Source organism: Aliiroseovarius sp. PTFE2010 (genome assembly GCF_049943335.1).
GTDB lineage: Bacteria > Pseudomonadota > Alphaproteobacteria > Rhodobacterales > Rhodobacteraceae > JBNFVY01.
On the sequence record NZ_JBNFVY010000010.1, the window covers coordinates 80599 to 99203 of the forward strand.

The following is an 18605-nucleotide window of genomic DNA, read 5'->3' on the forward strand; positions in this document are numbered from 1 at the left end:
AGCTGCGGGTCGATGCGCTACAATATTTATGAAATTTAGGAGCGACTCTGTGGATAACTCGGTTATCAACCTTGTAAAGCTATGCGTCGGCGCGAACAGCGTCGAAGATCTTGCCGCTTGGATTGCAGCCAGTGGCGGGCGCGAACGCGCGCACACCACACGCATGCGGCCCAAGAAAGAAGCGCAATTGCTGAACGGCGGCTCGCTCTATTGGGTCATCAAGGGCGTGATACAAGCCCGCCAAAGGGTGCTTCGGCTGGACGAGGTGATTGGCCCAGATGGAATTCGGCGATGTAATATCGTGCTGGACGCGAACCTGATCCGAACTGAGAACGCCGCGCGCCGACCATTTCAGGGCTGGCGCTATCTACTTCCCGAAGACAGCCCCCGCGATTTGCCAAAAGCCCGTGCGTCAGACAGCGACCTGCCCCCGGAGATGGCGCAGGCGCTGGCGGAAATCGGCTTGGTCTAGTCGTCTATATTCAGCTTGGCGCAGAGCGCGTTGAGCGTGGCGCGCGAATTTCCTGACCAATCGGCCTTGCGGCTCTTGAACAACGTCGCCTGGCTCTGATGGATCAGACCGTCGTCCAGAATTTTCAAGTGGTTGGCGCGCAGGGTATCGCCGGTCGAGGTGATGTCAGCGATCGCCTCGGCGGTTTCGTTCTTGACCGTCCCTTCCGTTGCGCCCTGACTGTCGACCAGCTGATAATCCGCCACGCCACGTTCTTGCAGAAACTCGCGCACGAGGTGGTGATACTTGGTCGCGATGCGCAGGCGGAAACCGTGCGTGCGCCGGAATTGCGCCGCGACCGCATCCAGGTCGTCCGTTGTGTCGACATCGACCCAGCCGGTCGGCACCGCGATGATCAGGTCGGCGTGGCCGAAACCCAAAGTGGCAAGCTCGGCGACCTGTTGATCCCACCCGATCAACTTGTCGCGGACCAAATCGCTGCCCGTGACCCCGAGGTGAATGCGCCCCGCCGCCAGTTCACGTGGGATTTCACCGGCGCTGAGCAACACCAGATCGACGCCCTCGATCCCTTCGACAGCCCCGGCATATTCGCGCTCGCCGCCGGTCCGCCGCAAGATCACGCCACGTTGCGCGAACCAATCAAAGGTTTTTTCCATAAGCCGTCCCTTGGACGGCACGCCCAGTTTGATGGTCATGACCGGGCCTCCTGCAACTCAAGTATCAGGCCAGGACGGATGACGGCACCGACCGCCGGAATTTCACGGCCCTCGCCCAGAACTCGGGTCAGGGCATCATAGCGCCCGCCGGTGGCAATGGGGGGCAGATCAGGACGCCCCGGCGCGTGAAAGCCGAAAACAAAGCCATCATAATATTCCATGTTCGAGCGGCCAAAAGTCGCCTCGAAATCAAGAGAGGATATATCGATCCCGCGATTTGCCATGGCGTTCAAGCGTCGCCCAAGCCCATCCACCGCTTGCGCAATGGCCGGCATATCCACCGCAAAGTCGCGTAGTTGCGACAGGGCGTTGTCGCATGTTTCGCGCAGGGTCAGGATGTCTTCGATCAAATCCACTTCGCCAGCGCCAATCGGGTCTTCGGCGGCATCGGCCCGCAGCGCGTCAAGCCGCGCGGCCACCTCAGCGCGGCTTCGCAGGCCGTTGTCCGGTCCGGACTGATCAAAGGGATCGGCCTGAGACAAAAGATCAGCCCGGCGGGCCGGCATCGGGGTACGCCCCCCGAACCGTTCGAGCAGCGCGCGGAACCGGCGTGGGCGCCACAGGTGACGCATCAGGGCGTTGCGGCGGTTTTCCGAACAGCGCAGGCCCTGGACGGCCGCGATCAGGATACCGATGTCGCCAGTGGTGGGGTGCAGACCCATCGGCGCAAGCTGCGCCGAAATCAGGGCAAACACTTCAGCGTCAGCCGCGGCAGGATCGGTGCGGTCGAACACCTCGTAGCCGACCTGGATGTATTCGTTGGCCCGGCCCGACAGATCCTCTTGGCGGCGGAACACTTCGCCCGCGTAGGCATAGCGGGCCGGATCGGCGCCATTGGCCATGTGCATCTGCACGACCGGGACCGTAAAGTCCGGGCGCAGCATCAATTCCCCCCGAACCGGGTCGGACACGGTGTAGGCGCGCGCGCGAATATCCTCGCCATATAGATCAAGCAGAGTGCTGGCGGGCAGCAGCAAATCGGTATCCACCGGCGCTGCGCCAGCATTTTCGAAACCCGAGAGAATACGCGCGGCCTCGGCCCGAATGTCAGCCTTGTTGGGCATCAGGCGTGGCTTTCGATGATCTCGCGCACTTTCGCAACCATCTGGTCACGCGGCACTTCGTATTGGCTGGGGCGCTCTTTCCATTCTTCGAGCGTGGCATTTTCGGCGATCTTGGCGCCAAGGATCAGGTCCTTGATCTGCACAACGCCGCTTTCTTTTTCGTCGCCGCCTTCGATGATGGCGACGGGGCTATTGCGCTTGTCAGCGTATTTCAACTGGTTGCCAAAGTTTTTGGGGTTGCCCAAGTACACCTCTGCCCGGATGCCCGCTGCGCGCAGTTCGGACACCATGATTTGGTAGTCGGCCATGCGGCCCTTGTCCATGACGGTCACGACGACCGGTCCCTGCTGCGCGCTGGTGGTCCTGCCCCTCATCTGTAGCGCCGCAAGCAAGCGGTCGACACCGATGCTGACGCCCGTTGCAGGGACCGCCTGCCCGGTAAAGCGTTTGACCAGATCGTCATAGCGCCCGCCGCCTGCCACGCTGCCAAACTGGCGCGGGCGGCCTTTTTCGTCGGTGATTTCAAAGGTCAGCTCGGCCTCGTAAACCGGACCGGTATAGTACCCCAGACCGCGCACGACCGACGGATCGATCACAATGCGGTCAGGGCCATAGCCCTGTGCATCTAGAAGAGCGGCAATCTGTTCCAGTTCAGCCACGCCTTCGGATCCGACGGCCGATCCCACGACCAGGTCGCGCAGCCGGCTGCAGGTTTCCGCGCCGCTATCGCGTTTGGCCTGCATGAACCCCATCACGATGTCGCACTGCGCGTCGCTCAGCCCGGCCCCTTCGGTGAAATCCCCGCTGTCATCCTTTCTGCCCGGCCCCATGAGAAGACGCACGCCAACTTCTCCAAACTTGTCGAACTTGTCGATGGCACGCAGAACAATGCCGCGTTCCTTTTCGAACTTGTCGGGATCAGCGGGGTCAAGGATGCCCGCCGTTTCCATCACCCCGTTCAGGACCTTTCGATTGTTCACCCGCACGATGTAGTCGCCGCCAAGCCCCAACTTGTCGAAGACATCCGCCAGCATGGCGCAAATTTCGGCATCTGCGGCGACCGACGGCGCCCCCACCGTGTCTGCATCGCATTGATAAAATTGTCGAAACCGCCCCGGCCCTGGCTTTTCGTTGCGCCAGACGGGGCCCATGGCATAGCGCCGATAGGGCGATGGCAGATCGTTTCGATACTGCGCAGCGACACGGGCCAGGGGGGCGGTCATATCGTAGCGCAGAGCCAGCCAATCGCTGTCATCCTCTTGCCAGGCAAAGACGCCCGCGTTCGGGCGGTCGACGTCGGGCAGGAACTTGCCCAATGCCTCGACCGTTTCGACCGCGCTGGTTTCCAAGGCATCGAATCCATAGAGATGGTAGACCTGCGCAATCCGATCCAGCATCGCCTTGCGGGCGGTCACTTCGGCACCGAAGTAGTCGCGGAACCCTTTCGGGGTCGCGGCCTTGGGGCGCGGCTGTTTTTTCTGCTTGGCCATGGGGCTATTCCTGCCTGCAAACGTCGGGTGCGTCCTAGCCGATGGGGCCACGCGGGGCAAGCAGGCCCTTAACTCGGCGACGCAATGATCCTAAATGGATCTATATGTTTCGCCAAACCCGGAGGCCCATATGTCCGAAGACCGCATCACAGCACTTGAAGAGCAGGTCGCGCATCTGACCCGCACGGTTGACGATTTGTCAGACGTCGTAGCCCGGCAAGAGATCGCCTTGGAAAAGGCAACGCGCCGGATCGGGCTGCTGATGGAACGGGAAGCCGAACGCGAAGCGGCCGGCAGCGGGACCGAAGTGATCGCCGATCAACGCCCGCCGCACTGGTGATCAGCGCATGTTCTTGCTGACCAGCCGCCCGTCTGCCAGCATCAGCTCAAGCCAGCCAGTGGGTTGACCGAACTGGCGATAGACCGACACGAAGGCCACTTTTCGCCCCATCCGATCGACGCCAGATCCCTTGCACGGCTGACCGTGGCCGACGTTGCAAATCCGGGCCTTGATCTGTTCGTAGGCCTTGTCTGTGTCTGAAAAGGGCACGCCTTTCATGGCGGCGCCGAAACGGTGGATTTCATGTGCGGCCGGGCTGCCAAACAGCACAAGCGACGCGGTGACCTGCAAGGCGCATCCGCGCTTCAGGCCAATAATGTACTGCGTGCGCAGACCGGTCGACGAGGGGTCTGTGTCATATAGCCTATACATCGTGCGGCCGTCCGAAGGGTAGGTATCGACCTCGGTACCCATCTCGCGCCGCGGCAGATCGCAGACCTCGGCGACCTCGCCGAACTGCAGGGTCTGGCCGGGCGCGGCAGGTTCGCTCAGTTCGCCTTCGGCGGCATTGGTGGGCGCGCGGGTGGGCGCGCGCGCCGCAAAGAACCCGCGCAATCCCCCCTGCGTTGGCGCAGATGCGGGGGGGTCTTGGGCCAGGTCTGACGCCACGCCAACCTCTTCGGGCGCTTCGGCTACGGTCTGATCGTTTGCGATGGCGTCGTTTGGCGGGCCGCCACGAAGAAATGCCAGAAAGCCTGAATTGGATTTCTGAGGCTCGCTTTCATAGAGCGTTTCGTCCGGCAACTGCGGGCCAGGGGGCCCATCCGGGGTGCTGGATGGCGCATCCGGTTCAGGGCGCAAGAATGCGAACAGCCCCCGCCGGGGCCCGGTCGCAGGCGCTGCCTGTCCGGTTTCCCCTTCCAGTTCGGCAACCGCCGCCAAGAGCGCCGCGCGCTCTTCCGGCGTTGCGTCTTCTGACATGACCACCCCTTCGGGCAAGTCGCCATCGCTGAAAGAGGACGCCCCACACGCAGCGAGGGTCGCTGCAAAGACAAGAGAAAAAATGGCTCGGGTCACTAAAAATCCTCGACAGTCAAGACACCGTCCAGAGACTTCACCGCGGCCTTGATTTGTGGGTTGATAACGAATTCTTCGCCCAGATCGACCTCGACCTCGCCCATCAGGCCCGGGTCCAACAGGCACAAGCGAACTGGCGCGCGCGCGGCTTTTCGGGCCCCGGCGCCTGCTTCTTGAAGCAGTTGCGCAACCGGTCCGATCGCCTCTTGTTCGTCCAGAAATATGCGCAAACCGGTGACGCCGGCATCGGCCACGACACTGTCAATCGGCGCAACAGACCGGGCCAGCAGTTTCAACTGCTCGGCCTCATATGTCGCCTCGACGGTAACAACCACGTTGGCCCCGGTTTCAAGATGATCGCGGCAGGCTTCAAGCGTGTCCGAGAAGATCGTCACTTCGTAGGCGCCGGTGGGGTCGGATAGTTGCGCAAATGCGAACCGGTTCCCCTTGGCCGATTTACGCTCTTGGCGACCGGCCACGGTGCCGCCTAGCTTTGCGATACAGGCCCCGGATACGGCCACTTTCTGCTCGAGTTCGGCCAGGGTGATCACCTGCTTGCGCTTGAGCGCCGGAAGGTAATCGTCCAACGGATGCCCGGACAGGTAAAACCCGATGGCCTTGAATTCCTCGGCCAAACGCTCGGCTGGCAACCAATCATTCACCTGCGGCAATCGCGGCTCGGGCAGGTCTTCGCCGGCTTCGCCAAAGAGCGATACCTGATTCGATGCCTTTTGTTCGAAGATCGCGCCGGAATAAAGCATTAGCGGCTCGATCGCCTCGAACACGCGGCGCCGATTTCCGTCAAGTTGATCGAAAGCACCCGACCGGGCCAGCATCTCCATCGGGCGCTTGCCGATCCGCTTGAGATCGACCCGCCGTGCGAAATCGAACAGCGTTGCAAATGGTTTGTCGCCGCGCCCTTCGACCACCAGCTTCATCGCTTCGACGCCAACATTCTTGAGCGCGCCCAGCGCATAGACCAGCGCTCCGTCGACCACGTCGAACGTGGCCTGGCTGCGGTTTACGCAAGGCGGGACATAGGGCAGCTGCAGACGCTTTTTCACCTCTTCGAAATAGATCGCCAGCTTGTCGGTCAGGTGGATATCGCAGTTCATGACGCCGCCCATGAACTCGACCGGGTGGTTCGCCTTGAGCCAGCCGGTTTGATAGCTGACCACCGCATAGGCAGCGGCGTGCGACTTGTTGAAGCCGTAGTTGGCGAATTTCTCGAGAAGATCGAAAACTTCGCTGGCTTTCTTCTTGTCTACCCCGTTTTCCGCAGCGCCCTTTTCGAATTTGGGGCGCTCAGCATCCATCGCCTCTTTGATCTTCTTGCCCATGGCGCGGCGCAACAGGTCAGCACCGCCCAGGCTGTAACCAGCCATGACCTGCGCAATTTGCATCACCTGCTCTTGATAGACGATAATCCCTTGGGTTTCCTCAAGAATATGGTCAATCAGCGGGTGGACGGATTCAATTTCGCGCTGGCCATTCTTGACCTCGCAATAGGTGGGAATGTTCTCCATCGGGCCGGGACGATAGAGCGCCACCAGCGCCACGATGTCCTCGATGCAGGTAGGTTTCATGCGCCGAAGCGCATCCATCATGCCGGTGGATTCCACCTGGAACACGGCCACGGTCTTGGCAGCGGAATACAGATCGTATGTCTTTTTGTCATCCAGCGGGATCGCGTTGATCTGGTTTTCGGCGCGCTCGGGTGGATCATAGAGCCGGGTACCATCAGCCGCGATATGCAGCGGTCGGCCCGATTTGAAAATCAGGTCCATCGCGTTTTGGATCACCGTCAACGTCTTGAGACCCAGAAAGTCGAACTTGACCAGCCCGGCCTGCTCGACCCACTTCATATTGAATTGCGTTGCGGGCATATCCGAACGCGGGTCCTGATAAAGCGGCACCAACCGGTCCAAAGGACGGTCCCCGATCACGACGCCCGCCGCGTGGGTAGACGCGTTGCGCAACAGCCCTTCGACCTGCATGCCGTATTTCAGCAGCCGGTCCACGACCTCTTCTGCCCGCGCCTCGTCGCGCAGGCGGTCCTCCTGCGCAAGCGCCTGTTCGATGCTGACGGGCTTGACCCCTTCGACGGGGATCATTTTCGACAGGCGGTCCACCTGTCCATAGGGCATCTGCAACACCCGCCCGATGTCTCGGACCGCAGCCTTGGACAGAAGCGCGCCGAAAGTAATGATCTGGCCGACCTTGTCGCGACCGTATTTCTCTTGCACATAACGGATCACCTCTTCGCGCCGATCCATGCAAAAGTCGATGTCAAAGTCGGGCATCGAAACCCGCTCGGGGTTCAGAAAACGTTCGAACAGCAGGCTGTAGCGCAGAGGATCAAGGTCGGTGATCGTCAACGCATAGGCGACCAGGCTACCCGCGCCCGACCCGCGACCCGGCCCGACCGGGATGTCATTGTCCTTGGCCCATTGGATGAAGTCAGCCACGATCAGGAAATAGCCTGGAAAGCCCATGTCCTCGATGATGCCCAGCTCGAAGTCCAATCGGCTCTGGTATTCTTCGACCGATGCCGCGTGCGGGATGACAGCCAGCCGTGCTTGCAGACCTTCGTTGGCCACGCGGCGCAATTCGGTCACCTCATCGTCGGCGAACTTGGGTAGGATCGGATCGCGGCGATAGGTTTGAAAGGCGCAACGCTTGGCGATTTCGACCGTGTTTTGAACCGCTTCGGGCAGGTCGGCAAACAGGGTCACCATTTCCGCCTGACTCTTGAAGTAATGCTGCGGGGTCAGGCGGCGGCGCGCTTCCTGCTGGTCGACATAGGCCCCTTCGGCAATGCAGATCAGCGCGTCGTGCGCCTCGTACATCTCTTGCTTGGGGAAATAGACATCGTTGGTTGCCACCAGTGGCAGGTCCATCGCATAGGCCATTTCGACGTGGCCGCGTTCGGTGGCTTGCTCGGCCTCGGTCAGTTGACCGCCTTCGCCGGGGTGGCGCTGAAGTTCGACATAGAGCCTGTCACCATATGTTGCGGCAAGCCGCCCCAGCAGGGCTTCGGCCTTGGGCCGCTGTCCGGCCCGCAGCAGTCGGCCAACCGGGCCGTCGGGACCGCCAGTCAGGCAGATCAGCCCTTCCGAAAACTCTTCCAGTTCGTCCAAGGTCACCTGCGGCAATTGCCCATTCTTGTCGATATAGAGGCAGGTGTTCAGCCGCATCAGGTTTTCGTAGCCCGCCTCAGACTGTGCCAGCAGCACAACCGGGGCCGGATCGCGGGTCTTTTCACCGGGTGCGGCAGGGTCATATTCCACATCGACCTGGCACCCGACGATAGGTTGCACCCCCGCCCCGCTGGCGGTGACTGAAAATTCCAGCGCTGCGAACATGTTGTTCGTGTCGGTGATCGCGACGGCCGGCATTTCGGCAGATTCGCACATTCCGGGCAGTTTCTTGACCCGAACCGCCCCTTCCAAAAGGGAATATTCCGTGTGAACGCGAAGATGTATGAAACGTGGGCCTGCCGACATGGGCCGTAAGCTAGCCAAAGCCCCAGCCGGATGGAATGGCGAAAGCTGCTGCGGGGCAAATTTAGCGAGAGGGTTCTTGGTAAGCGGTTATTCCTGAGGGGAAATAAACCTTGGACACGCCACCAGACCAGACATGGCCGAGCGTCGCGAAACGGGGCGCACTACGCCTGCCAGTTCATCGCCGGGGCCCAAGCCTTCGCGCCAATCAACCCGGGCCACAGCACCGCTGCAAACCCCCTGCCCGCCCCCAAGTAAACCCTGCCGCAGCAGGGGCCACAAACCCTGTCAGAATCAGCGCGGCCCGGTTCATCGCGCCGCCCCTTCCGCCATGTCGCCGTGACCGGGATGCCTCGCCAGAGCAGATCACCACCGTCAACCCGACCGTTTTTTGACCTTTTGGCCCAAAATTAGGCAGCGCACAGGCTCAAGCCCTTGCCAAACTGAACAACCAGCGGTTTGCTGGGTGAAGCCGATCCCGCTTTACGCCACATCGGGTGGGACCGGACAACGCGACAGACAGTGGCGGACATTTATGCATGCAGATCGTCTTTCGCCTCAACGGTGAGACCGTGGAACTGCGCGACCCTTCCCCGACGCGAACGCTGCTCGATTGGCTGCGCGAAGACCGCGGGCTGGCCGGAACCAAAGAAGGCTGCAACGAAGGCGACTGCGGCGCGTGCACTGTCATGGTCATGGATCGCGATGGCGTCAGCCCGCTGAACGCGTGCATCCTGTTCCTGCCACAGCTGCACGGCAAGACCGTAAGAACCGTCGAAGGCCTTGCACAAGACGGTGTCTTGCACCCCGTACAGCAGGCTATGGTGGACCATCATGGCTCGCAATGCGGGTTTTGCACGCCCGGTTTTGTCACCACGATGGCGGCCGCGCACCTGAACAAGGCGACCAATCACGACGACGCCTTGGCCGGCAATCTGTGCCGCTGCACAGGCTATGCGCCGATTGTCCGCGCCGCACAGGCCGCAGCGCAAGTGCCGCCGCCCGCCTGGTTACAGGCCGAAGCTGCGGCGGCCGCGGATTACCAGGCGTCGCTGCAGTCAGTCGCAGAACAATCGAAGCCGACCAGTAAAGATCAGGGCCCCTTTGCCCGCCCCGCAAGTGCCGACGAACTGGCCGCATGGTATGAAGCGCACCCTGACGCGACCCTGATCGCGGGGGCGACGGATGTGGGCCTCTGGGTCACCAAACAACTGCGTGACCTGGCGCCGGTCGCCTTTCTCAACGGATGCCGTGACCTGAAGACAATCGAAATCTCGGACGACATTCGGATCGGCAGCATGGCCTCCGTCGAAGATGCGCGCAGGGCGCTTGCCCCCTATCACCCATCGCTGGCCGAGCTTTTGCGCCGTTTCGCGTCACCGCAGATCCGTGCCGCGGCCACGGTGGGCGGCAACATCGCCAACGGATCGCCCATCGGGGACAGTCCGCCTGCGCTGATCGCCTTGGGCGCACAATTGCACCTGCGCAAGGGAGCCGAGCGACGCACCATCGCGCTGGAAGACTTCTTTGTTGACTACGGCAAACAGGATCGCCAACCGGGCGAATTCGTCGAAGCTGTTACCGTGCCGCGCCACGCGCCAGGCCTGCGCTGTTACAAACTGTCCAAACGGTTCGATCAGGATATTTCTGCCGTCTGTGGCTGCTTCAACCTTGCGGTAGAAAACGGACGGATCACGGGCGCGCGGATCGCGTTTGGCGGCATGGCGGGAACGCCGAAACGCACGCACGCCGTCGAAGCTTTCCTTGCAAACCGCGCCATAGACGACCCGTTGCACGGAATATCCGACACGTGGGAGCAGGACTTTGCGCCGATGACCGACATGCGCGCCAGTGCGGGCTACCGGATGCAGACGGCACAGAATATGCTGGTTCGGTATCTGGCCGACCTGGCAGGCAAACGTACCTACCTTTTGGAGGTTCTGCCATGAGTGTCGCCAAACCGCTGCCCCACGACGCGGCTGTCCTGCATGTAACCGGGGCGGCCCGCTACATCGACGATATTCCGACCCAGAGCGGTACGTTACATCTGGCGTTTGGCCTGTCGGACGTTGCGCACGGTGAATTGCAAGCCGTTGATCTGTCACAGGTGCGCGCCGCGCCGGGTGTCATCGCAGCGTGGTCGGCGGCCGATCTGGACTCCGTGCCGGACTGTTCGCCATCCATCGGGGACGAACCGCTTTTAACCGGCAAAGAAATCCGATTTTTGGGCCAGCCGGTCTTTTTGGTGATCGCAGACAGCCACTTGGCCGCGCGCAAAGCGGCCCGTCTGGGGCGCATCGATTGCACCGAACACCAGCCAATCCTAACCATCGATCAAGCCATTGCGGCGGGTAAGGATGGTTTTGAACCGCCTGTCACCTGGACCAAGGGCGATGCGGGCAAAGCCCTGGCCGGATCGGTACATCGCATCGAAGGGACGCTCTACATGGGCGGGCAGGAACACTTTTACCTTGAAGGCCAGGCAGCGCTGGCTGTTCCGCAGGAAAACGGGGATATGCTGGTGCATAGCTCGACCCAGCACCCCACGGAAATCCAGCATAAGGTCGCCCACGCCCTACATGTCCCGATGCACGCGGTGCGTGTGGAAACCCGGCGCATGGGGGGCGGCTTTGGCGGCAAGGAAAGTCAGGGCAACTGGCTGGCCATCGCCTGCGCCCTTGCTGCCCGCGCCACAGGCAAGCCGTGCAAGATGCGCTATGATCGCGACGACGACATGGTCATCACGGGCAAACGCCATGACTTTCGCATAGACTATGACGTTGGCTTTGATGGCGACGGCCACATCGAGGCGGTCGACTTCCGCCAATATGCGCGATGCGGTTGGGCGCAGGACCTGTCGCTCGCCGTGGCCGATCGGGCAATGCTGCACGCGGACAACGCCTATCACCTGCCCAATGCGCGGATCGAAAGCCACCGCTTGCGCACGCACACCCAGTCGGCCACCGCCTTTCGCGGCTTCGGTGGCCCACAGGGCATGCTGGGAATTGAACGGGTTCTGGATCACATCGCCCATCACCTTGGGCGCGATCCCGCCGCCGTGCGGCAGGCCAACTACTACCGCGAAATGGAGGACCCGCACGCCCGACCGGGATCGCCGATCGACCATCGCGCCGGCGGAACGGGTGATCTTGCCTCACGCGGGGCAACCGGCAAGGTCGCAAGCAAAAAGCCGGATGGCATGGCGCTGGAACGCACCGGAACGTCGCTGCAGACCACACCGTTTGGGCAAGAGGTCGAAGACTTCATTCTGCGCGCCATGACCCCCAGGCTGTTAAAAACCAGCGACTATGCGGCCCGCAAATCCGCGATCCAAGTGTGGAACGACGAAAACCCCATCCTGAAGCGCGGACTCGCGTTTACGCCTGTCAAATTCGGCATCTCGTTTACTTTGACCCACCTGAACCAGGCCGGAGCGTTGGTGCATGTGTACCAGGACGGCTCAATCGCGATGAACCATGGCGGCACCGAAATGGGCCAAGGTCTGTTCCAGAAAGTGGCGCAGGTGGCGGCAAGCAGCTTTGGCGTTGCGGTTGACGCCATCCGTATCACGGCCACCGACACCGCAAAGGTCCCGAACACGTCGGCCACCGCCGCCTCTAGTGGATCGGATTTGAATGGCATGGCCGTCAAACTGGCCTGCGACGAAATCCGTCTGCGCATGGAAATGCTTCTGGCCGAACGCTACCAGACCACCGATATCACCTTCCAGGACGGGAAAGTGCACGTCGGCACCCAAACGATGTCGTTCGCCGATGCCGCCAAGTTGGCCTATGAAAATCGTGTCAGCCTGTCAGCAACGGGGTTCTACAAGACCCCAAAGATCGAATGGGACCGGCTGCGCGGTAAAGGCCGCCCATTCTTCTATTTTTCTTATGGCGCCGCAGTGACCGAGGTGATCATTGACACGTTGACCGGCGAAAACAGGATCCTGCGCACCGATATCCTGCATGATTGCGGCGCGTCCCTGAACCCCGCGATAGACATAGGCCAGATCGAAGGCGGGTTCGTTCAGGGCGCGGGTTGGCTGACGACCGAAGAACTGGTGTGGGATGACAAGGGGCGCCTGCGAACCCATGCCCCCAGTACCTACAAGATCCCCGCCTGTTCGGACCGACCGCGCATATTCAACGTAGATCTGTGGCACGCTGAAAACCGCGAAGACACCATTTACAGATCCAAGGCCGTGGGAGAGCCGCCGTTCATGCTGGGGATTTCCGCATTTCTCGCGCTGTCGGATGCTTGCGCATCCTGCGGGCCAAACTACCCGGACCTGCAGGCCCCTGCGACGCCAGAAGCCGTACTTGCCGCCGTGGGACGCGCGCGCGCATGAGCTTTGACCGCCAAGAACTGTCCCACGCACTGGCCATCCATAACAAAGTGGCCCGCGTGGTTGTCGCCGATGTCCGCGGATCAGCCCCGCGCGAGGTCGGCGCATCGATGCTGGTTTGGAAAACCGAAAACGGGCTGGAACAGTCCGGCACGATCGGTGGCGGGGCCCTGGAATATGAGGCCGCTGCGATGGCATTCGACCGTCATGGGGTGACCCGCCATCCGCTGGGTCCGTCTTTGGGGCAATGCTGTGGTGGGTCGGTGACCTTGTTGACGGAACAATTCACGCAGGCCCCCAAGGGCAACGTGTTTGCCCGCGGTCCGGGCGACATGCCGTTGGCGGTTCGAAAGTTGCTGGCCGAGGCGCGGGGCCAGGGCACGCGCCTTGCCCCTCAACTGATTGAAGGCTGGATGATCGAACCTTTTGCCGCGCCACAAACCCCGCTGTGGATTTATGGCGCCGGCCATGTCGGACGCGCCCTGGTGGCAACCCTGTCGCCACTGCCAGAGTTTGACATCACATGGGTCGATACAGGGATGAACCGGTTTCCCGACAGTGTTGCGAAAGGTGTCACAGTGGTGCCGGCCGCAGACCCGTGCATGGCCGCGCGCCACGCGCCGGACGATGCGCAGCATCTGATCCTGACCTTTTCCCATCAAATCGACCTGGACCTGTGCCATACGATCCTGCAACAGCCGTTCGCCTTTTGTGGCTTGATCGGCTCGGACACCAAATGGGCCCGTTTCCGCAACCGGCTGGCGAACCTGGGCCACTCTGACGCACAGATTTTGCGCATTTGCTGCCCAATTGGTCAAAAATCGCTTGGCAAGCACCCGCAAGCCATTGCGATTGGCGTCGCAGCCGCCCTACTGTCATCGGCAGGGACAACTGCAGCGACCAGGGGCATCGCAATTTGACGACAGCTTTGCTTACTCTCAATGGGCTGACCAAGGCCTATCCCGGTGTCGTAGCGAACGACGATGTATCATTTCGCATTCAACCCGGTGAGGTGCACGCCCTGCTCGGGGAAAACGGCGCGGGCAAGTCCACGCTGGTCAAAATGATATACGGCTTGGTCAAGCCAGATGCTGGCACGATGACGATGATGGGTCACGGCTTTGCCCCCTCTACGCCGTCCGAAGCGCGCAAATCGGGCGTCGCCATGGTCTTCCAGCATTTTTCATTGTTCGACGCTTTGAACGTGGCCGAAAACGTGGCCCTGGGCATGGAAAACCCGCCGCCGATGGGGAAGTTGGCCCAAGCGATCCGCGATGTCAGCCAGACCTACGGCTTGCCATTGGATCCCTCGCGGACCGTTGGTGATCTGTCTGCCGGCGAATGCCAGCGGGTCGAAATCATTCGCTGCCTGTTGCAGGATCCTAAACTGCTGATCATGGATGAACCGACCAGTGTTCTGACCCCGCAAGAGGTCGACATCCTGTTCCAGACCCTGCGAAAGCTCAAAGCCGAAGGCACGGCCATTCTTTATATCAGCCACAAGCTCGAAGAAATCCGAACCTTGTGCGACCATGCGACCGTCCTGCGTTTGGGCAAGGTGGTCGGCAAATGCATCCCGCGTGCGACGACGGCGCGCGAGATGGCCGAACTGATGGTGGGCACAAGCCTGCACACCCCGTCGCGCGATACGGCCGTTCCGGGCGATGTATTGCTGAGCGTTTCTGAATTGACGCAGGCGCCGGTCGCTGAATTCGGCACTACGCTCAAAGATGTGTCGCTGGAACTGCGCGCGGGCGAAATTCTGGGCATCGGGGGCGTGGCCGGAAACGGTCAGGACGAATTGCTTGGTGCGCTTTCGGGTGAAACGCGGGCACGCGCGGATGCGATCTGCTTTGTGGGGCAATCCGTGGGCGACAAAGGCCCCGATGCGCGCCGCCGCGCCGGGCTTTTGACCGCGCCCGAAGAACGGCTGGGCCATGCCGCCGCACCGGACATGACACTGACAGAAAACGCTCTGCTGACGGGGTCCAGCCGAAAATCGCTGCAGAAGAACAGCTTTGTGAATTGGACTGCCACCCGCGCTTTCACCCAGGCAATCATCGACCGTTTCGATGTGCGCACGCCCGGCACCGAAGTTGCCGCACGCGCGCTGTCCGGGGGGAACCTTCAGAAATTCGTCATTGGGCGCGAAGTGATGCAAGACCCGGTCGTTCTGGTCGTCAATCAGCCGACCTGGGGCGTTGACGCGTCGGCGGCTGCCGCGATCCGACAGTCGCTCATGGATCTGGCGGCCGATGGTGCCGGCGTGATCGTCATCAGCCAGGATCTGGACGAGCTGATGGAGATTTCCGACCGGTTCGCGGCCCTGACCGAAGGCCGCCTGTCGCCCGCACGTCTGACGCGCGAGCTGACCGTGGACCAGGTCGGGTTGATGATGGGCGGTGCCCACGACATGGAGGCGGCGGATGTCTGATCTGCGAATCAATGCCCCCCGGAAATCGGAGCGGCACCTGTGATTGCGCTGGAAAAACGGCCCAACCCGTCGCGGTTCTGGCAATACGCGACACCTTTGGTCGCCGTGCTGGCGACGATGATCGCGGGCGGCGCGCTGTTTGCGTTTCTGGGCAAGGATCCGTTCGAAGCGATCCGAACAATCTTTTGGGACCCGCTATTTTCCGAACAGTTCGCCAGCTATTCGCGCCCCCAATTGCTGGTCAAGGCCGGCCCGCTGATCCTGATCGCAATCGGCCTGTCGGTAGGGTTCCGGGCCGGGGTTTGGAACATTGGGGCCGAAGGCCAGTATATCATTGGGGCGATTTGCGGGGCCGGTGTCGCGCTGGCGCTCTACCCCATGGAAAGCCGTCTGGTTTTCCCACTCATGGTCGCTGCCGGGGCGCTCGGGGGCTGGGCCTGGGCGATGATCCCGGCCATTCTCAAGGTCAGGTTCAACACCAACGAAATTCTGGTTTCTCTGCTACTTGTATACGTTGCCGAACAACTACTGGCGTCGATGGCCCTCGGGCTGATGCGCAACCCAGACGGGGGTGGCTTTCCCGGCAGCCGCAATCTGCAGCAGTACCCGTCGGCCGCGAACCTGGAGCTGATGGCGAACACAGGGATGCACTGGGGCGTGGTAGCGGCCATGATCGCAGTGATCTTTGCCTATGTCCTGTTTGCACGCCACATGCGCGGATTTCATATTCGTGTCGCCGGTGACGCACCGCGCGCTGCGCGCTTTGCCGGGGTAAATCCGGCACGACTGATCCTGTTCTGTCTTGGCACCTCGGGCGCATTGGCCGGCATGGCGGGGTTGTTCGAGGTTGCGGGACCAGCAGGCCAGATCAGCATCGATTTCAACTCGGGCTACGGGTTTACCGCGATCATCGTGGCTTTTCTTGGCCGCCTGAATCCCTTTGGCATCCTGCTGGCGGGTCTTTTGATGGCCCTGACCTACATCGGTGGGGAACTGGCGCAGTTCATGCTGGGCCTGCCATCTGCCGCGATCCAACTGTTCCAGGGGATGCTGCTGTTTTTCCTGCTGGGCTTTGACGTGCTGGCAAATTACCGCATCCGCGTTGGCAAACGAGAGGTCACCTGATGGGCTCGATCGATCCAATTCTCTTGCTTGCGGCGCTAATGGTTGCGTCAACGCCGATCTTGCTGGCCGCCATTGGCGAAATGGTGGTCGAGCGCGCGGGCATTTTGAACCTGGGCGTCGAAGGCATGATGATCACCGGTGCGATCTGTGGCTTTGCGACGGCCGTAGAAACCGGATCACCGGCGCTCGGCTTTGTGGCCGCGGCGGTTGGTGGGGCCTTGCTCAGCCAATTGTTCGGGGTGCTGACACAGATCCTGCTGTCGAACCAGGTGGCAACCGGCTTGGCGCTGACCATGGTCGGGCTGGGAATATCGGCGCTGATGGGGCAGGACTATGTGGGTATCAAACCACCCCCCACTGCTGATCTGCACATCCCGCTGTTGGGCGACATACCAGTGCTGGGACCGATCCTGTTCCAGCACAACGTGATGGTTTATCTTTCGCTTGCCTTGGTCGCGGCTGTCTGGGCGACGCTGAAATACACGCGGGCCGGTCTGATCCTGCGCGCTGTTGGCGAAAGCCACGATGCGGCGCATGCGCTTGGTTACAAAGTGGTGCGCATTCGTCTGGCCGCTATTGCCTTTGGCGGGGCCTGCGCCGGGCTGGGGGGCGCCTGCATCAGCTTGATCCGCGTTCCGCAATGGACCGAAGGCATGACCGCCGGCGCTGGCTGGATTGCGCTGGCCATCGTCGTCTTTGCAAGCTGGAAGGCATGGCGAGTTCTGATCGGTGCTTACCTTTTCGGCGGCATCACGGTGCTGCAATTGAACCTGCAGGCCGCGGGCGCCAAGGTCCCGGTCGCGTTGCTGTCGATGTCTCCATATATCATCACGATACTGGTCCTCGTCATCATTTCCGCCCGGCGCAAACGGGGCTCGGACGCCCCTGCGGCGCTCGGCCGGATTTTCCATGCCTCGCAATGAGGCCAAACCAAACCTGTCTGCATCTGGGAGATCAATCATGAAACGCAGAACTCTGCTCGCGGCCGCGGCCTCGGCTCTTGCCATAACAACCGGCGCGTCCTTCGCCGAAAGCCACGGCGGCACGGTCAAGGCCGGCTTCATCTATGTGGGCCCCGTCGGCGATGGCGGCTGGACCTATGAACACAACCAGGGGCGATTGGCGGTCGAGGAAGAATTCGGCGATGCGGTTGAAACAGTCTACCAGGAAAACGTGCCCGAAGGCGCCGATGCCGAACGCGCGCTGACGCAGATGGCACTGTCAGGCGCTGACATCATCTTTACGACATCCTTCGGCTACATGGACCCGACGATCAACGTCGCAGCCAAGTTCCCGGACGTAAAGTTCGAGCACGCCACAGGCTTCAAGCGCGCCGACAACGTCAGCACCTATTCGGCCCGCTTTTACGAAGGGCGCGCGGTGCAGGGCACGATCGCCGGGCACATGACCAAATCCAACAAGATCGGCTACATCGGATCCTTCCCCATTCCCGAGGTGATCCGCGGCATCAACAGCGCCTACATCCACGCCAAGAAAGTGAACCCGGATATCGAATTCAGTGTGGTCTGGGCCTACACATGGTTCGATCCGGCAAAAGAAGCCGACGCGGCCCAGGCGCTGATCGAACAAGGGGCAGACGTGATCTTGCAGCACACTGATTCCACGGCGCCCCAGGCCGCGGCACAGAAGGCCGGCAACGTGATCACCTTTGGCCAGGCGTCTGACATGGCCGAATACGCGCCTCAGCCGCGCGTTTCGTCGATCATCGACAACTGGGCGCCCTACTACATCGAGCGCGTGAAGGCCGTCATGGACGGCACATGGGAAAGCACGGACACCTGGGACGGCATCGGGCCGGGCATGGTCGGCATTGGCGAAATTTCGGATGCCGTTCCGCAAGACGTGAAGGCCGCTGCACTAGAGCTGAAGAGCAAGATCGCCTCGGGCGAATATCATCCTTTCACCGGGCCACTGAACAAGCAGGACGGCAGCGCCTGGCTGGCCGAAGGCGAAGTTGCCGACGACGGCACTCTTCTGGGGATGAATTTTTACGTCGAAGGCCTGACCGGCGACATTCCGAACTGACCGGGCGGGACGTATCTTTGAAACACTGACAGGCAGCGGCGCGGGGACAA

General features: G+C 61.5%; 14 protein-coding genes. 9 read left to right on the forward strand and 5 right to left on the reverse strand.

The features are described 5' to 3' along the window. Window positions 1-49: 49 nt before the first annotated feature. Window positions 50-472, forward strand: coding sequence for a DUF1489 family protein (locus tag ACP2AV_RS12940; protein WP_426373174.1), 423 nt, complete (start codon window positions 50-52; stop codon window positions 470-472). On the opposite strand, the gene hisG is transcribed toward ACP2AV_RS12940, so the two are convergent. From hisG to hisS, 3 genes are read right to left on the reverse strand one after another with little or no spacing between them, the layout of a single operon-like run. After that, window positions 469-1167 (reverse strand): ATP phosphoribosyltransferase, encoded by a 699-nt coding sequence (hisG, locus tag ACP2AV_RS12945; protein WP_426373175.1) that lies wholly within the window; start codon window positions 1165-1167, stop codon window positions 469-471. The genes ACP2AV_RS12940 and hisG overlap by 4 nt on opposite strands. Further along, window positions 1164-2252, reverse strand: a complete 1089-nt coding sequence (locus ACP2AV_RS12950) for an ATP phosphoribosyltransferase regulatory subunit (RefSeq protein WP_426373177.1) — start codon at window positions 2250-2252, stop codon at window positions 1164-1166. Before ACP2AV_RS12950 ends, hisG begins: the two co-directional genes overlap by 4 nt. Beyond that, complete coding sequence (gene hisS, locus ACP2AV_RS12955; RefSeq protein WP_426373178.1) at window positions 2252-3742, reverse strand: histidine--tRNA ligase; 1491 nt, start codon at window positions 3740-3742, stop codon at window positions 2252-2254. The genes ACP2AV_RS12950 and hisS overlap by 1 nt, the downstream gene beginning before the upstream one ends. 130 nt (window positions 3743-3872) lie before the next feature. On the opposite strand from hisS, the gene ACP2AV_RS12960 reads away from it, so the two are divergent. After that, window positions 3873-4082 (forward strand): SlyX family protein, encoded by a 210-nt coding sequence (locus ACP2AV_RS12960; RefSeq protein ID WP_426373179.1) that lies wholly within the window; start codon window positions 3873-3875, stop codon window positions 4080-4082. On the opposite strand, the gene ACP2AV_RS12965 is transcribed toward ACP2AV_RS12960, so the two are convergent. Both ACP2AV_RS12965 and dnaE read right to left on the reverse strand, forming a co-directional pair. After that, the gene (locus tag ACP2AV_RS12965) at window positions 4083-5003 is read right to left on the reverse strand and encodes a hypothetical protein (RefSeq protein ID WP_426373180.1); all 921 of its coding nucleotides are present in this window, start codon (window positions 5001-5003) and stop codon (window positions 4083-4085) included. A gap of 95 nt (window positions 5004-5098) precedes the next feature. Further along, window positions 5099-8605, reverse strand: coding sequence for a DNA polymerase III subunit alpha (gene dnaE, locus ACP2AV_RS12970; RefSeq protein ID WP_426373181.1), 3507 nt, complete (start codon window positions 8603-8605; stop codon window positions 5099-5101). Between the two features lie 536 nt (window positions 8606-9141). Here dnaE and xdhA point away from each other — a divergent pair. The 7 genes from xdhA to ACP2AV_RS13005 are packed head-to-tail and all read left to right on the forward strand — an operon-like array spanning window position 9142 to window position 18555. Beyond that, window positions 9142-10551, forward strand: coding sequence for a xanthine dehydrogenase small subunit (gene xdhA / locus ACP2AV_RS12975; protein ID WP_426373182.1), 1410 nt, complete (start codon window positions 9142-9144; stop codon window positions 10549-10551). Next, entirely contained in the window at window positions 10548-12953 is a 2406-nt protein-coding gene (gene xdhB, locus ACP2AV_RS12980; RefSeq protein WP_426373183.1) for a xanthine dehydrogenase molybdopterin binding subunit, read from the forward strand. Before xdhA ends, xdhB begins: the two co-directional genes overlap by 4 nt. Beyond that, window positions 12950-13870, forward strand: a complete 921-nt coding sequence (gene xdhC, locus ACP2AV_RS12985; protein WP_426373184.1) for a xanthine dehydrogenase accessory protein XdhC — start codon at window positions 12950-12952, stop codon at window positions 13868-13870. The genes xdhB and xdhC overlap by 4 nt, the downstream gene beginning before the upstream one ends. Continuing rightward, window positions 13867-15384 carry an ABC transporter ATP-binding protein gene (locus tag ACP2AV_RS12990; protein WP_426373185.1) on the forward strand — a complete coding sequence of 506 codons (1518 nt, stop codon included), beginning with the start codon at window positions 13867-13869 and terminating at the stop codon, window positions 15382-15384. Before xdhC ends, ACP2AV_RS12990 begins: the two co-directional genes overlap by 4 nt. Window positions 15385-15423: 39 nt before the next feature. Then, the gene (locus ACP2AV_RS12995; protein WP_426373186.1) at window positions 15424-16509 is read left to right on the forward strand and encodes an ABC transporter permease; all 1086 of its coding nucleotides are present in this window, start codon (window positions 15424-15426) and stop codon (window positions 16507-16509) included. A gap of 38 nt (window positions 16510-16547) precedes the next feature. Next, window positions 16548-17432 (forward strand): ABC transporter permease, encoded by an 885-nt coding sequence (locus tag ACP2AV_RS13000; protein ID WP_426373187.1) that lies wholly within the window; start codon window positions 16548-16550, stop codon window positions 17430-17432. Between the two features lie 37 nt (window positions 17433-17469). Next, a complete protein-coding gene (locus ACP2AV_RS13005) occupies window positions 17470-18555 on the forward strand; it encodes a BMP family ABC transporter substrate-binding protein (protein WP_426373188.1) in 1086 nt (361 codons plus the stop codon). Window positions 18556-18605: the final 50 nt, after the last annotated feature.

What these genes read in the sequence shown, in the direction of transcription:
- ACP2AV_RS12965 (WP_426373180.1), bottom strand. Translation starts at nt 5,003, where the DNA reads ATGTCAGAAGACGCAACGCCGGAAGAGCGCGCGGCGCTCTTGGCGGCG.
- ACP2AV_RS13005 (WP_426373188.1), top strand. Translation starts at nt 17,470, where the DNA reads ATGAAACGCAGAACTCTGCTCGCGGCCGCGGCCTCGGCTCTTGCCATA.
- dnaE (WP_426373181.1), bottom strand. Translation starts at nt 8,605, where the DNA reads ATGTCGGCAGGCCCACGTTTCATACATCTTCGCGTTCACACGGAATAT.
- ACP2AV_RS12950 (WP_426373177.1), bottom strand. Translation starts at nt 2,252, where the DNA reads ATGCCCAACAAGGCTGACATTCGGGCCGAGGCCGCGCGTATTCTCTCG.
- ACP2AV_RS12960 (WP_426373179.1), top strand. Translation starts at nt 3,873, where the DNA reads ATGTCCGAAGACCGCATCACAGCACTTGAAGAGCAGGTCGCGCATCTG.
- xdhA (WP_426373182.1), top strand. Translation starts at nt 9,142, where the DNA reads ATGCAGATCGTCTTTCGCCTCAACGGTGAGACCGTGGAACTGCGCGAC.
- xdhC (WP_426373184.1), top strand. Translation starts at nt 12,950, where the DNA reads ATGAGCTTTGACCGCCAAGAACTGTCCCACGCACTGGCCATCCATAAC.
- xdhB (WP_426373183.1), top strand. Translation starts at nt 10,548, where the DNA reads ATGAGTGTCGCCAAACCGCTGCCCCACGACGCGGCTGTCCTGCATGTA.
- ACP2AV_RS13000 (WP_426373187.1), top strand. Translation starts at nt 16,548, where the DNA reads ATGGTTGCGTCAACGCCGATCTTGCTGGCCGCCATTGGCGAAATGGTG.
- hisG (WP_426373175.1), bottom strand. Translation starts at nt 1,167, where the DNA reads ATGACCATCAAACTGGGCGTGCCGTCCAAGGGACGGCTTATGGAAAAA.
- hisS (WP_426373178.1), bottom strand. Translation starts at nt 3,742, where the DNA reads ATGGCCAAGCAGAAAAAACAGCCGCGCCCCAAGGCCGCGACCCCGAAA.